Origin of the sequence: Oceanisphaera sp. (assembly GCF_052084945.1) — a bacterium.
GTDB lineage: Bacteria > Pseudomonadota > Gammaproteobacteria > Enterobacterales > Aeromonadaceae > Oceanimonas.
On the sequence record NZ_JBQDEX010000058.1, the window covers coordinates 1 to 15,198 of the forward strand.

Annotated in this window: 10 protein-coding genes; 4 read left to right on the plus strand and 6 right to left on the minus strand. The window is 47.5% G+C overall.

Annotated elements, in window-relative coordinates; all coding sequences use genetic code 11:
* Positions 1 to 192: 192 nt before the first annotated feature.
* The 5 genes from alaS to ACTHY5_RS07020 all read right to left on the minus strand — a co-directional run bounded on the left by alaS (position 193) and on the right by ACTHY5_RS07020 (position 6,134).
* On the minus strand, positions 193 to 2,814 hold the full coding sequence (gene alaS, locus ACTHY5_RS07000) for an alanine--tRNA ligase (RefSeq protein ID WP_441878120.1): 2,622 nt from the start codon (positions 2,812 to 2,814) through the stop codon (positions 193 to 195).
* Positions 2,815 to 2,952: 138 nt separating this feature from the next.
* Complete coding sequence (locus ACTHY5_RS07005) at positions 2,953 to 3,432, minus strand: regulatory protein RecX (protein WP_441878122.1); 480 nt, start codon at positions 3,430 to 3,432, stop codon at positions 2,953 to 2,955.
* 254 nt (positions 3,433 to 3,686) lie between these two features.
* Positions 3,687 to 4,757, minus strand: coding sequence for a recombinase RecA (gene recA, locus ACTHY5_RS07010; RefSeq protein ID WP_441878123.1), 1,071 nt, complete (start codon positions 4,755 to 4,757; stop codon positions 3,687 to 3,689).
* A 109-nt stretch (positions 4,758 to 4,866) separates the two neighbouring features.
* Positions 4,867 to 5,370: a CinA family protein gene (locus tag ACTHY5_RS07015; RefSeq protein ID WP_441878125.1), complete on the minus strand. Its 504-nt coding sequence runs from the start codon at positions 5,368 to 5,370 to the stop codon at positions 4,867 to 4,869.
* A gap of 29 nt (positions 5,371 to 5,399) precedes the next feature.
* Positions 5,400 to 6,134, minus strand: coding sequence for a sulfite exporter TauE/SafE family protein (locus ACTHY5_RS07020; protein ID WP_441878127.1), 735 nt, complete (start codon positions 6,132 to 6,134; stop codon positions 5,400 to 5,402).
* A gap of 248 nt (positions 6,135 to 6,382) precedes the next feature.
* Here ACTHY5_RS07020 and ACTHY5_RS07025 point away from each other — a divergent pair, with 248 nt between their 5' ends.
* The 3 genes from ACTHY5_RS07025 to ACTHY5_RS07035 all read left to right on the plus strand — a co-directional run bounded on the left by ACTHY5_RS07025 (position 6,383) and on the right by ACTHY5_RS07035 (position 10,812).
* Positions 6,383 to 8,482 (plus strand): AAA family ATPase, encoded by a 2,100-nt coding sequence (locus ACTHY5_RS07025; RefSeq protein WP_441878129.1) that lies wholly within the window; start codon positions 6,383 to 6,385, stop codon positions 8,480 to 8,482.
* A 200-nt stretch (positions 8,483 to 8,682) separates the two neighbouring features.
* On the plus strand, positions 8,683 to 9,720 hold the full coding sequence (locus tag ACTHY5_RS07030) for a helix-turn-helix transcriptional regulator (RefSeq protein WP_441878131.1): 1,038 nt from the start codon (positions 8,683 to 8,685) through the stop codon (positions 9,718 to 9,720).
* A 414-nt stretch (positions 9,721 to 10,134) separates the two neighbouring features.
* Complete coding sequence (locus tag ACTHY5_RS07035) at positions 10,135 to 10,812, plus strand: hypothetical protein (protein ID WP_441878133.1); 678 nt, start codon at positions 10,135 to 10,137, stop codon at positions 10,810 to 10,812.
* Positions 10,813 to 11,043: 231 nt separating this feature from the next.
* Here the strand turns inward: ACTHY5_RS07035 and ACTHY5_RS07040 are convergent, their stop codons facing one another.
* Positions 11,044 to 12,036: a hypothetical protein gene (locus ACTHY5_RS07040; RefSeq protein ID WP_441878135.1), complete on the minus strand. Its 993-nt coding sequence runs from the start codon at positions 12,034 to 12,036 to the stop codon at positions 11,044 to 11,046.
* Between the two features lie 378 nt (positions 12,037 to 12,414).
* On the opposite strand from ACTHY5_RS07040, the gene mutS reads away from it, so the two are divergent.
* Positions 12,415 to 15,015: a DNA mismatch repair protein MutS gene (gene mutS, locus ACTHY5_RS07045; RefSeq protein ID WP_441878137.1), complete on the plus strand. Its 2,601-nt coding sequence runs from the start codon at positions 12,415 to 12,417 to the stop codon at positions 15,013 to 15,015.
* Positions 15,016 to 15,198 lie beyond the last annotated feature (183 nt).

Genomic DNA, 15,198 nt, shown 5'->3' on the forward strand with positions numbered 1-15,198 from the left:
TTTCGCTCTTGCCTTTTTCCGTGTCTTCCGTGGCAAAAATAGCCCTTAGTTTTTTTACTTAATACAACCTGACCATATACTTACTTAGATTGGTATAACACCCCCCTTGAGGGCTAAGCGCTTAAAATCAAGAGGCCTGTCATAGACAGGCCTCTTTACTACTTTAGCAGCTTAATTTGAATCCTGTTACTACTATAAGCGCTCGCTCAGCCAAGGTGTGACCGATGCCAAAGCCGCAGGCAAGTGTGCAGGCTCAGTGCCGCCCGCTTGGGCCATATCTGGGCGACCACCGCCTTTACCGCCTACCTGCTGTGCCACTAGGTTCACCAGCTCACCGGCTTTCACCTTATTCGTTAAATCTTTAGTCACACCGGCAATCAGACTGATCTTGCCATCGTTCACCGTAGCCAATACCACTATGCCCGATTGCAACTTCACTTTAAGATCGTCCAGCGAGCCGCGCAGCGACTTACCATCGGCGCCGTTTAAATCAGCGACCAGTACCTTAACGCCCTTCACCTCAGCAACCTGCTCTAACAATGCGGTGCCGGCTTGCGCCGTTAGCTTGGCTTTTAGCTGCTCAACTTCTTTTTCTAGCTGACGGCTACGATCTAAGGTTTGTTTTACCTTATCAGCCACCGAAAACACATCACTTTTTACCAAGCCTGCTGTTTGGGCCAGCTCGTCATTTAACTGATGTAGATAAGCCAATGCCGCATCGCCTGTCACCGCTTCTATACGACGAATACCGGCGGCAATACCGCTTTCGGAGATAATTTTAAACAGGCCAATGTCACCGGTACGCGCAACATGGGTACCACCACATAATTCAGTAGAGGCATCGCCCATAGAGACAACGCGCACTTCATCGTCATACTTTTCACCAAACAACGCCATGGCACCGGCCTTTTTAGCCGCCTCTAGATCCATTAGCTTGGTGGCCACATCGTAGTTGGCACGAATGTCTTTATTCACTCTTTCTTCTACTTCACGCAGCTCAGCCGCGGTCATGGCTTCTAGATGTGAAAAGTCAAAGCGCATACGATCTGGCTCCACTAATGAGCCTTTTTGCGTAACATGATCCCCCAGCAATTCACGCAAGCGTGCATGCATAAGGTGCGTTACCGAGTGGTTAAGGGCAATCGCTTGACGACGCTGGCTGTCTACCGCCGCGCTAACGGGCTCCCCTACCTCAACGGTACCCAACTCTAGGGTGCCTAAGTGCAAAATGCCATTACCGGCTTTTTGGGTGTTATTCACCACAAACAAGCCCTCTGTTAACTTAATAACACCGGCATCACCTACTTGGCCGCCCGACTCGGCATAAAAAGGAGTTTGGTCTAAAACAATGGCGCCTTCTTCACCGGCAATTAATGCCGGTACCGCTTCGCCGTCTTTAAATAACGCCACCACTTTGGCCGACTCAGCCAAATGCTCGTAGCCGATAAAGTCGGTAGTGCCATCCACTTTAATGGCTTTGGTATAATCAATACCAAAGTTAGAAGCTTCTTTAGCGCGCTCGCGCTGTTGCTGCATTAAGGTTTCAAAGCCGGCTTCATCTATGCTCAGCTCACGGTCGCGCAAGACATCAGCGGTTAAATCTGCCGGAAAGCCATAGGTATCGTATAACTTAAACACGACCTCGCCCGGTAGCACCTTGGCATCACCTAGCTCAGCAATGGCGTCTTCTAATAGCTGTAAGCCACGACCCAGAGTACGAGCAAATTGCTCTTCTTCTAAGCGCAGTACTTTTTCAATAATGGCTCTTTGTGTATTAAGCTCAGGGTAGGCTTCTCCCATTTGCTCACACAAGGCACCCACTAAGGTGTAAAAGAACGATTGCTCAGCGCCTAGCTTGCGACCATGGCGTACAGCACGGCGAATAATACGGCGTAATACATAGCCACGGCCTTCGTTAGAGGGCATAACGCCATCGGCAATTAAAAAGGCACAAGAGCGAATATGATCAGCAATCACCTGCAGCGATTTACTCTCAATATCATCGGTGCCTACTGCGTTAGCCGCGGCTTTAATAAGCGCCTGAAATAAGTCAATTTCGTAGTTAGAATGCACGCCCTGCAAAATAGTAGCAATGCGCTCTAGTCCCATGCCAGTGTCTACCGAGGGCTTAGGTAAGGGCTCCATGGTACCGTCTGCATGGCGGTTAAACTGCATGAATACCAGATTCCAAATTTCAATATAACGGTCGCCATCTTCTTCTGGGCTGCCCGGAGGCCCCCCCCAGATATGCTCACCATGATCATAGAAAATTTCACTACAAGGTCCACACGGGCCAGTATCACCCATGGTCCAAAAGTTATCTGACTGGTATTGACCGCCATTGTCACCAATACGGATGATGCGCTCTTCTGGCACCCCCATTTTTTTAGACCAAAGCTCAAAGGCTTCATCGTCGGTTTCATACACAGTGACCCAAAGCTTATCTTTGGGCAGCTTAACCACCTCGGTTAAAAACTCCCATGCAAAAAGAATCGCCTCTTGCTTAAAGTAATCACCAAAACTGAAGTTACCCAACATTTCAAAAAACGTATGGTGACGCGCGGTATAACCAACGTTTTCCAGATCATTATGCTTACCCCCAGCACGTACACAGCGCTGTGAACTGACCGCTCGGGTATAAGCACGCTGTTCAACACCTAAAAACAAGTCTTTAAACTGGTTCATACCGGCATTGGTAAACAGCAAGGTCGGATCGTTATGAGGAACAAGCGAGCTTGAGCTCACTATTTGGTGGTTTTGCTGGCGAAAATATTCGAGAAACGCGTTGCGCAACTCTGATGTGGTCATCTGCATGGGTGATCCTGCTTAATTACGGGGTTCATAGGCGTTAATCTTGCTAATTTAAAAGGTATCGGCGCTAATGTAAAATGCCGCCGCACTTTAGCAGCTGTTTTAGAAGCAATATGGGCGCATTATGCCCTTGGTTAACGGCTAATGAGCATCGTCTTCGGTGGCGGCTTCAAGTGCATAGCGCACTTGTTCGGAGTTAAAGCCACGGCTTTGCAAATAGCGCAATCGTTTGGCTTTTTCTTTCATATCACTGATGTGAGGGTCTCTAAAGCGTGACTGATAACACGCCAATGCGAGCGCAAACCAGTCGGTTTCATCTGCTTCAAGCGCCAAATCAATCAGCGACTCCTCTACTCCTTTGCGCTTTAACTCCATACGAATACGCATCGGGCCGTGGCGCTTAAACACATGTTGGCGCACTTGCACTCGGGCAAAGCGTTCATCGCACAGCCATTGTTGTTCGACTAATTTATCGAGCGCAGCCTCAATCAATTCATTATCAAATTGGCGCAACCGTAATTTTTGCGCCAGCTCAAGGCGGCTATGATCACGGCGCGATAACAGCCCAAGTGCACTGTGCCACAAGGCTTCGGGGGTCAGTTGTTGTGGTTTTTTTTGCATGGTTAAAGTGTAAGAGGTGTCGTGTAAAAAGTGAAGATAGTACCGAGCTAACAAAAAACCGAAAGGACTGACTGCAACCAAATTCGCTCAGTACTCCTTTACCCATGAAGTATCTTGGCTCTGTAGAACTTGTCTAGGGTTAATCTTGCTGTGAGTTCCGTATGTTTTGTAGCAAAACGTTGTTGCTCTTAAGTCGTCGAGTAGGTGCAGCAATAATTGCCATAAAAAAGGCCGGGTTGCCCCGGCCTTAATGGTTAAAACTCTTCTTCTTCGCTGGCAGGTGCACTGCCACCCAGTGCGCCTGGCGCATCTTCTGGTTTTACTTTTTCTTCACCTGGCTTAAGCAACAGCATATCGCGCAACGAGGTCTCAATTTCATTAGAAATATCAGTATGCTCTAGCAAGTACTTAATAGAGTTGGCTTTACCTTGGCCAATTTTATTGCCCTTGTAGCTGTACCAAGCACCGGCTTTATCCACCAGCTTGTGCTTAACACCCAGCTCAACCAATTCGCCTTGCTTGGAGATCCCTTCGCCATAAATAATTTGAAATTCAGCTTGTTTAAAAGGCGGGGCAACTTTGTTTTTTACCACTTTAACGCGGGTTTCATTACCCACAATCTCGTCACCCTCTTTCACCGCACCAATACGGCGAATGTCTAGGCGCACCGATGAGTAAAACTTAAGCGCATTACCGCCAGTGGTAGTTTCTGGGCTACCAAACATCACACCAATTTTCATACGAATTTGGTTAATAAATACCACTAAGCAGTTAGCAGATTTAATATTACTGGTCAGCTTACGCAGTGCCTGCGACATTAAACGTGCCTGCAAACCTACGTGGGAGTCCCCCATTTCGCCTTCAATTTCAGCGCGAGGAGTAAGTGCGGCTACCGAGTCAACAATAATCACATCGACTGCACCTGAGCGCACTAACATGTCACAAATTTCTAATGCTTGCTCACCGGTATCAGGCTGAGAGACCAATAAGTCATCAACATTTACGCCCAGCTTAGCAGCGTACAAAGGATCTAGCGCATGCTCAGCATCCACAAAGGCACACACTTTGCCCTCACGTTGCGCTTCAGCAATCACTTGCAAGGTCAGCGTGGTTTTACCCGATGATTCAGGGCCATAAATTTCAACCACGCGCCCCATAGGTAAACCGCCAATACCTAAGGCAATATCAAGAGACAAAGACCCAGTAGAAACAGAGTCTATGTTTAACGCTTTATTATCACCCAAGCGCATAATAGAGCCTTTACCAAATTGTTTTTCAATTTGACCAAGGGCGGCGGTTAAGGCTTTTTCTTTATTTTGATCCATGAAGGCTCCGCTGATTAAGCTAATGCGTCTAAATATACAAACTGATTATACTGGTTATTCATACAGTAACAAGTTTACATTCACTAATTTACTGATATTGGCATTTTGCCTAGTTTGATGCCAGTAACAGCGCCAAACAATCTTCTAATGCCGCCACTGTGGTTTGTTGGCGTACGCTGATTCTATCACCCGTTAGTTGCAACAACCGAGTGTGGGTGTGATCGGTGCTCGCCAAATAACACGCCAGCCATACCGTGCCTACCGGTTTATCTGGGCTGCCGCCACCTGGGCCTGCCACACCACTTACCGCCACCCCTAAGTGACTACCGCTATGAGCACAGGCTCCTTTGGCCATCGCCATCACTACCGCTTCACTCACAGCGCCGTCGCGCTCAATCACAGAGGCATCGACCCCTAACATCTGGGTTTTAGCCCCATTAGAATAAGTCACAAAACCTTGCTCAAACCACGCCGAACTGCCGGCAATATCAGTAATGGCACAGGCAATACCGCCCCCCGTACAAGACTCCGCCGTGGTAATGGTGAAGCCCTTCGCTAATAACACCTCACCTAACTGCTCGGCTAATGGGTAGGTATGCTCTTGTGCAGACATAATGATAACTCTCCTTTAATGCTAAACAGTTAACTGGCTATGCCACCCATCACGCCCTGCACCAATACCACTATGGCAGAGATAGCTGAGATACATAAAATGGCAGGCCTGGCACTCTGCGCGCTGATCACTCGCTCTAAGTGTCGCGACAACCAAAAGCCGATCACGACACCGGGCAACATTTTAACGATTAAGCCGATATTGACCAGCGCCGCCCCGCCATTTAGCCATAACATAAGCAGAGAAATAGGCGTACCCACTAAAAAGAAAGCGGCAATTTCATTACGCGCCGTTAGCCGCTCTTCGTGCTGGTATAAAAGCGCAATCGGCGGCCCACCCACAGAAGTAGAGGTGCCTAGCACACCAGATAAAAATCCTGCCACCGTTAAGTTCATTTTATTAAGTGGTAGCGAATAGCGGCGTAAGCTCAACCAGACCGCCACTAATAAAGCGCTGCCAAAAAATAAACTCAGTTGCCAAGCTGCAATGCTCACCAACAGCAGCCCCCCACACCAAGAGCCCGGCAAGCGCGCGATAATAGCCGGGAAAACACGTCGCCAATTCAAAGCATGACGCTGCTTCACCACCACAATTAACGACAGCATCCAGCCCAGCATTAACACAGGCCCAGGCACAAAAGCGGGGTCAATTAAATATAACAAAGGGGCAGCGAGCAAACCAAAGCCAATGCCCACCCACGCCTGCACCACTATGCTACCGGTGACGATCAGCAGCGCCAGCCATTCAAGAGAAGAATACAACATGCCGAATCCCTGCACATAAAAACCGCCAGTCTAGCACACAGCACCCAGCACCAACCCTAATCGCAACTATAAAGGGATTGAGGATTTGTCCCCCCCTGTAGAGGCCACTTCAGTCGGCCGGCTTTACGCAGTAAAGCGTCTTTAAAAAGACCGCAGCTAGCTCTCCAAAGGGGCTGTTTGGTTCAGGCGACATAAAATGTCGCCTTGCTTTGTACTCTGATGACTCCACCGTAAACTTGGAGCATAACATGTCGAACCAGTCGCCTATTCCTAATATATTGCGTAACAAGCGACACGCATACCGTAAAACAGTGCAAGCACATCCATCGCTGCCATGGTTATGGTCATTACGCCTACTTGTACAAGGTGGAGCTGCACAAGCCGCCTTAGGTAAGCGCCGCTTTGAATTAGACGACTTGCTGCACAACTTCTACCCCGAAGTTGAGATCTCAGACATGCCATCCACAGCGCTCATGCAGTTACTTAAAGCCGCTCTGGCTGAGCAAGAAAGCTTACATCCCTGTTTGCCTCCTTTACTGGGTTATAACTTAAAGCAGTTATCTACAAGCCTCGGGCTTTCAGTCGTTGAGAACGATATTTTGGCGTTTATGGTGTTACAAGAACAAGACAATATATTGACCCATACGGTGGGCATGTTTTATCAACATTTCGTTGGCACTCAGCAATTAGTGGGCATTATGGCTCACGCCCTACCTTACAACCATCGCCAAGTTGCCCATGCACTTACCCCCGATATGCCACTACAAACTTGTGGCCTAATACAAAGCGAACGCCACGGCGGTAGCATAGAGCTGATGCGTGGATTAGCTGATATTTTGCTTTACGAACAAGACGGACCTTTAAGCTTATTGCAGGCATTTTCTAACCACAATCTGCCCACCTTATTAACCCTCGACGATTTTGCGCATTTACAGCCCTTTATTGACCAACTCACCCGTTACTTATCGCGCAATATTCAAAGACCGCACAGTGGCATGAATATCTTGCTTTATGGCGCACCGGGTACCGGTAAAACCGAGCTAACACGCGCGTTGGCGGCGCATTTAGGTTGCGTGTTACATGAAGTGAAATTTGCCAATCTGCAAGGTGAAGCGCTAAACGGCCGCGAGCGTTTCGCTCGCTATCAGCTTTGCCAACAAGTATTACGCACCAACGCTAATAGCCTAGTACTGTTTGATGAAGTAGAGGATGTATTTAATGAGCGCATCAGCCAAGGCAAAAAGGCTTGGGTAAATCGACTACTCGAAGACAATCCCCGCCCCGCGTTTTGGCTAACCAATGATATTTCCGAGTTAGACGCTGCCTTTATTCGCCGTTTTGATTTGCTCTTAGCCATGCCGGAGCTGACTGTCGAAGCCAGACTTAATATCGCCAAACGCTTGCTCAATAAACTCAATGTCAGCGAACCTTGGTTACAACAACTGGCCAAGCAGCCCCATTTACAACCGGCTCACTTAGCGCGAGCCGCAAAGGTCGTAAAAAAACTGGGCTATCGAAAAACCAACAAAGTGGAGGCCGCAATGGAAGACTTATTGGCTAATTTATATCAAGCGCTAGGCTATCGTTGGCAACGGCTGACTCAGCCTCGCGCAGTGTCAATCTTTAACCCCGCACTGTGCGCTACCAATACAGTATTAACGCCTATCATCAATGGTTTGCAACGCAGCGGCATGGGGCGCTTGTGCTTGTATGGTCCGCCGGGGACTGGAAAAACCGCCTTGGCTATGCACTTAAGCTGTACTTTAGATAAACCGCTGCTCGTCAAAAAAGCCTCTGACCTATTAGATGCCTTTATCGGCGGCACCGAGAAAAACCTAGCGGCTGCCTTTGATGAGGCCTCAGAAAGCGGCGCTATTTTGTTCATCGACGAAGCAGACAGCTTATTGGCTAACCGTGCCGGTGCGGTACGCAACTGGGAAGTGAGTCAGGTTAATGAGTTATTGGTTCAAATGGAGCAATATAACGGTATTCTGGTGATGGCCACTAACTTTATGACCCACCTAGACGGTGCTGCATTAAGACGCTTTGACTTTAAAATTCGCTTTAACTACTTTAATGCAGAGCAAGCATGGATGTATTTTAATACCGTATTAGGCTTAGCCATGGAAGGACATTTTTACAAACAAGAGGCTGTGCATTTACACACAGCAGTAAGCCAACTAACACAACTAACCCCCGGTGACTTTGCCGCAGTAGAACGCCGTCATAAAGTAATGGGCGAAACCTTAAGTCCAGAGAGCTTATTAGCCGGGCTGCAACAAGAGCACAAGCTTAAAACCGCTGATCAAAGCAAACCCATTGGCTTTTTAGCCAATAGTAAACAATAAACCGACAACATATTTTTGCAACGGAACCCGCTGAATCCACGGAACAATAGACATTAAATCTGAAAAAATTTTTACTTTTACGACCTTACAATAAATATGCTTTAATCATTTTTCGATCTTATCTCAGCTTAATTTTTCCGTGGGTTCCGTGTATTCCGTGGCAGAAAAATCTTTAATCTTAAAAATAAAAACGAGGCTCTATGGCAACGCAACGCGACACCTTATTCAGATACCTAACTATGCTGCAGCTAATCCCTCGTGCTCCGCAATTTAAAGCAACCACCACATTACAAGCATTATTAGCCGAGCGTGGCTTTATCATTGAGTTGCGGTCTATTCAGCGTGATCTCGAAAAAATGTCGAACCATTTTCCGCTGCTGTGCAATAAAAATGAACGGCCCTACCGCTGGTCTTTTGATCCCAGCTTTACAAGTAACTTGCCCGCACTCGATACTGCCTCAGCCTTGACACTAGTACTTGCCGAAGAATACTTAAAAGGCTTGCTGCCGCAAATCGCCGTCGACAAGCTTAGCCCACAGTTCAACGGTGCTCGCAAATATTTAGATGGCCTGCAAGAAAACGGCTACGCCAGCTGGGCCCGCCAAGTACGCGCCATTCCTAATGGCAAAGCTTTACTACCCGCCACCGTATCCCCCCAAGTGTGGCAAGGTATTAGCGACGCGTTATTAGAGCGCCAAGCCATTAATGTCGAATACTTAAGCCGCCAACAAAAAGAAGTAAAATCCTTTACTTTGCATCCACAGGGCTTAGTGGTACGCCACAGTGTTAGTTATTTATTGGCCATGGTGAATGATTATGACGACATCCGCCAATTCGCCCTACACCGGATTCACAACCTCATTTCCAGTGACGCGCCTTACCGCGAACAGCCTAACTTTAGTGTAGAAAGCTATATAGAACAGGGAGCTTTTGGTTATCCGCTCGCTCAAAAAGATGTAGAACTGATCGCCAAAATAGATAAAGGCATGGCCTGGCTACTCGCCGAAACGCCCATTAGTACAAAGCAACAATTATCCGAGCCCGATACCAACGGCTGGGTTACCCTCACAGCCACCGTACCCAACGACCAACAGACCCAATGGTGGATCATGGGATTTGGTGCACGCATTCAAGTGTTACAACCCCACACTTGGCGCGAAGCTATTATAGAGCAAGCGCAGAAGATGATGGAGCAGTATCAATCAGCGCCGAGCGCCCAGCACCAAGCGCTCAGCTAAAGATTAAAACCGGTAAAGAGTGAGGGGTAAAGGGTGAAGAGGACAAAAAACCACAACGCCCGCCTTACATTCTTAATGCCTTTGTAGCCCCGCGCTTTAGCTGCGGGTCTTGCGGAGCAAGATGAATTAAAACAGGTGAAGGTTGAAAAATAAGCACCTAGCGCCTAGCTAGCCCCAAACCACTGCTCATCTTTAAGCCGCCATCCTAACGAAAGTCAGGGTTTCGCTATTAGCCAAGAGATTAACCCCATTTTGCAACGGAACACATAGAATCCACGGAAAAATAAAGATTAGTTCTGAAAGACATCTTATTGGTAAAAGCGAACAAGCAACGCTGAGATTCACACATTGAACGAATGTAGTCGCACTTTAGCACCTACAATTAAGTTTTACTTTTAATAGTAAGGAATAGCAATGAATAAAAAACTGAGCACATTTATCAAGCCTTTGATTTTTGGCACGGCTTTACTCGCAGTCCCCACTTTTGCTCAAGACTTAGAGCTGGAAGCAAAAGTACCCGGCACTCTACAAGGCGAACTGGGTTATGCCAGTATGCAATATTGGGTCACCACTGCCGATGGCAAAGTGGTACAACTATGGTCAGACGAAGAAGCCGACGAACAGCTAATGGGCAAGGCAGGACAGCAGGTTAACTTGAACGGCGCGACTGTAACTTACAGTGATGGCAGCGTGTATTTTTCGCCGAAGTTTGAACAAGCGCAGGCGAAAGCGGCACTTAAGATCAGTCTAGATAAAGATGAATATGACGATGTGATCCGTATCAAGCTAGATAACCAACCGGTGGCCAGCCTAACGGACTATTACACTGCCTATGTCGAGCGGGAGTTTCCGACGCAACATGGCAAAATTGTCTTGCTTCAACTTGGTAGTGGCGGCACTGCCTGCCCTGCTGAATATATGTTAGTGATTGCGCGCCAAGATGCTCAGCCTTTGATCAGTCCAACCTTTGGCACCTGTAGCGACATGCCTGAGATCACCACTAAAGGTGATAATATTTATCTGGATTTTCCTGGTAATCCCAGTGAAAAATGGGCTTGGGATCACAGTGACTATCGCCTGTACCAGCAATAAATTGAGTCTTTACCTGCCATCAGTGTTGCTCAGTGCGAGTAGCACCAACTCCGAGTATGTGTCGGTGCTTTAATATTAAAGAGGGAGTCATTTGTTTGTCTAAAATGCCCCTCCCCTCTTCTGCGCTTTTGTAAGCTCACCTTCAATCAACCGGTTTTAAGTTACACCCTGACTTTATTAGGCTGACCGTTTGGCAATAGCATCCACCTTGTCTAGCAGCTAGCGGGAGTTCTAAGCTTCTAATCGGGCAATTATGGACTCCAGTGATACGCCTTTTTCTTTAATTAATGACACCACAGCTTCTATATCTTGTTCGCGGTTTAGAGCCATAGCTTGGTTAATGTCGTCTATTAATTGTAACGACTGAGCTTTGGTTAAATTACGCAGTAAATCGACTCGATTGTTAGCAGACATGGTCATAAGTTCTGCGGCGGAGCTTTGGCTTTTTTGAGCGGGCACATTGGCTGTGTGCGGGCTGGTTTTTGTGGTGCTGTCTGCTTGTTTTGGCGCTGCCTGCTCTGGTGCCGGTTTTGCTGCTTGAGCTGGCTCTTGGGTAGCGGGAGTTGTGTTATTTGCGTTGTTGAGTTTAATTTCGCTGTGGCTTAGTGGGGGATTATGTTGCTCACTATTGCGCTGCTTTACGTTCGCCGTATTGCCAAGTAATTCTGCATAACAGGCCATGGTGGGCATCATAAAGTTGAGGTAGCGAGCCACTTTTTCAGTAAAAGCTTTTTTTTCTTTGGTTTTTATATAGTCATTACTACGGCGAATTTGTAAGGCTTGCTCAATGGCACGCTTCACGACATTTTCTCGGTATGATGCAATTACATCTAACGAACGGCTTTCTAGCACTTTCTCTTGCTCTTTTGACTTAATAGCACTTAACCGAGAGCGAATAGACTTGATACAGTTTTTTATTAGCTTTTCGTGAGACGCACTCAGATAATCTCGACAAGGCGGCTCTGTTACAGGCTCATCTCTAATAGCTTGGGTTATTTTAGAGGCTTTTAGTTCTCTTTTTACATCCGCCCGAAAGTTGGTAAGAGACTTATGATCTGAAGGTGTGCAACCGGTATATAGCGGCTTTTTAACTCCGTCGATCAGCACTTTTAAGTGATTCGTTTGAGTTTTTTCATAGGTAAAAGGCGTATCTATTCCTAAGTGGTCAGTTAAAAACTTAATCACACTTTTTTGATATTTGCTGTAACTGTTTTGCTTGCACATAATTTCGCCTTTATGGTTGTGGTTTTAAGGTGTCACCCGGATGGGATAAGTTGGTAGAAACACTATCACTCGGCAAGGCGACATATTGTGTCGTCAGCTAATAGCTAACATCATCATACAGCGGTTGAAGTGGTAAAAAAGTGATTGCCAGCTTGTGAGGCTCTGTGGAGTAGCAAGTTCAGGGTGACAGCCAAGTACTGCGCCGTGCGTTCAAGAAAACCACCGTTTGTTTTTTCGTACGGCAGTCGGCGTATGGCTGTTTGTAGTCGCTTGCTGGTACAATATGACTTTATATTTTAGCATGGCGGCGGTTCGCTCTTGGCTGTGTTGTATTACGTTTTATTCTACCTCGTAAAGATATAAGGCTTTGATTTTATTATGAATCAGCAAACTGTTCAGCATACACCTATGATGGTTCAATATTTGGCACTGAAGGCGCAGCATCCGGATGTGTTGATGTTTTATCGGATGGGCGATTTTTATGAGCTGTTTTATGATGATGCGAAAAAAGCCGCACGCTTGTTAGATATTTCGCTGACTAAACGCGGTAAGTCAGGAGGAAACGCTATCCCCATGGCGGGGGTGCCTCACCATGCGGCAGAGAACTATTTAGCGCGCTTAGTACAGATGGGTGAGTCGGTAGCGATTTGTGAGCAAATTGGCGACCCAGGCACCACTAAAGGGCCGATGGAACGTCAAGTAGTGCGCATTGTTACACCCGGCACGCTGTCGGATGAGGCCTTGTTAGTCGAGCGCCAAGATAATTGTTTGGCGGCTATTTACCATGATGGTCAGCAATTTGGTTATGGTGTGCTAGATGTGAGTACCGGTCGTTTTGTGCTGAACCAGTTTGCCACTGAAGAGTCGTTAATTGCTGAATTACAGCGCACCCAGCCAGCCGAGTTATTGCACCCCGAAGATTTTGACTATTTTGCAGCGATTGAAACGCGTAAGGGGCTACGCCGTCGCCCGATATGGGAGTTTGATTTAGACACTGCGCGCAGCTTGTTGTGTCAGCAGTTTGGTACCCGCGACTTAATTGGGTTTGGGGTTGAACAAGCCACCACAGCGCTGTGTGCCGCCGGTTGTTTACTACAATATGTAAAAGATACCCAGCGCACCGCTATGCCGCACATTAATAGTGTCAGCCTTGAGCGCAGTCAAGATATGGTGGTGATGGATGCAGCCACGCGGCGTAATTTGGAGTTGACCCTTAATCTTTCCGGCACGGTTGAGAATACCCTAGCCGAAGTGTTGGATAACACTGCAACCCCCATGGGTAGTCGCTTACTCAAGCGTTGGATACATCAGCCCTGCCGTAACACCGAGACCCTCACGCGTCGCCAAGACAGCATTGCACTCCTAATGGCTGGGGGCGGCTTTGAAGATTTACGCTCACCGCTACGCCAAGTAGGCGACATGGAGCGGGTATTAGCACGACTGGCTTTACGCTCGGCGCGCCCTCGTGATTTAAGCCGTTTACGCAGCGCTTTACAGGCTTTTCCTGATATTCAGCAACAATTAGCACTGGCAAACGGGCCTAGTTTAAATGAGCTTGGTACTATTATTAATCAATATCCTGAACTTGCTGAATTACTTGAGCAGGCCGTGGTAGAAACACCTCCGGTGTTGATTAGAGATGGCGGTGTGATCCGCGAGGGCTTTAATGCGGAGTTGGACGAGCTACGTGAATTGGCCGCCGGTGCGCACCGGTATTTAGAAGCACTGGAGGCTCGAGAAAAAGCCGCCACCGGCATTCAAACGTTAAAAGTGGCATATAACAGAGTGCACGGCTTCTATATTGAAGTAAGTCGCGCCAGTGCCGATTTAGTGCCGGTGCATTATATACGCCGCCAAACGCTTAAGAATAATGAGCGTTATATTATTCCTGAACTTAAAGAATATGAAGACAAGGTGCTTAGCGCTCAGGGCCAAGGGTTAGCGTTAGAGAAAAAGCTTTATGAGCAGCTGCTTGACCGTTTGTTAGAACAGCTGCAACCTTTGCAGCGCAGTGCCATTGCGCTGGCGGAGTTGGATGTATTTGCTAATTTGGCCGAGCGCGCCGACAGCCTCGATTATTGCCGCCCAACTCTTACTCAAGATGCCGCCATTGATATTGAGGCCGGTCGTCATCCGGTGGTTGAGCAGGTAATGAACGATCCTTTTATTGCCAATCCGCTTAATCTATCTGACTCACGCAAGATGCTGGTAATAACAGGCCCGAACATGGGGGGTAAATCAACTTATATGCGCCAAGCGGCTCTGATCGTACTGATGGCCTACATGGGCTCATATGTACCGGCGCAGAGTGCTAGCATTGGCAAAGTTGATCGTATTTTTACTCGTATTGGCGCCTCGGATGACTTAGCTTCTGGCCGATCGACCTTTATGGTAGAAATGACTGAAACCGCAAATATTTTGAATAACGCAACCGAGCACAGCTTGGTATTAATGGATGAAATTGGTCGCGGTACCAGTACTTATGATGGCTTAGCGCTGGCGTGGGCCTGTGCCGATGCCTTGGCTAATAAGCTACATGCTTATACCTTGTTTGCCACTCATTATTTTGAGCTTACCGAGTTAGCTAACCTGTGGCCAGAAGTCGCTAATGTGCATTTAGATGCGATGGAGCACGATGACACTATTGCCTTTATGCATGCGGTGCAAGAGGGTGCAGCGAATCGTTCGTATGGATTACAAGTGGCCGCCTTGGCCGGCGTGCCTAAGCCAGTATTAGTGCTGGCGCGCCATAAATTAGCCGAGTTAGAAACAATAAGTGAATCGACGGATAGCCAAGCAGGGGGAATTTCACTCTCTAAAAACACCCTATCACAGCCAACTGAGCTGCCTACCACCTTGCCGTTGTTTGATGAGCCCTTAGATGAAGCTTTGCTGTTGTTAGATGATATTAACCCCGATGAGTTAACCCCGCGCCAAGCCTTGGAATGCTTGTATCAATTGAAGCAAGCGAGAAGTTAAAAACACAGTACGCTTTTTGAGTTGTCATCCTGATACCGGGTCGTAGCCCGGCATGACGGCTTTGATATCTCGTCTTTAAGCTTTAAACACAAAAGCAGATACCGGAGCAAGTCCGGTAAGACGGCATAATACCAATCTAAGTAAGTATATGGTCAGTTTGTATTAAGTAAAAAAACTAAGGGC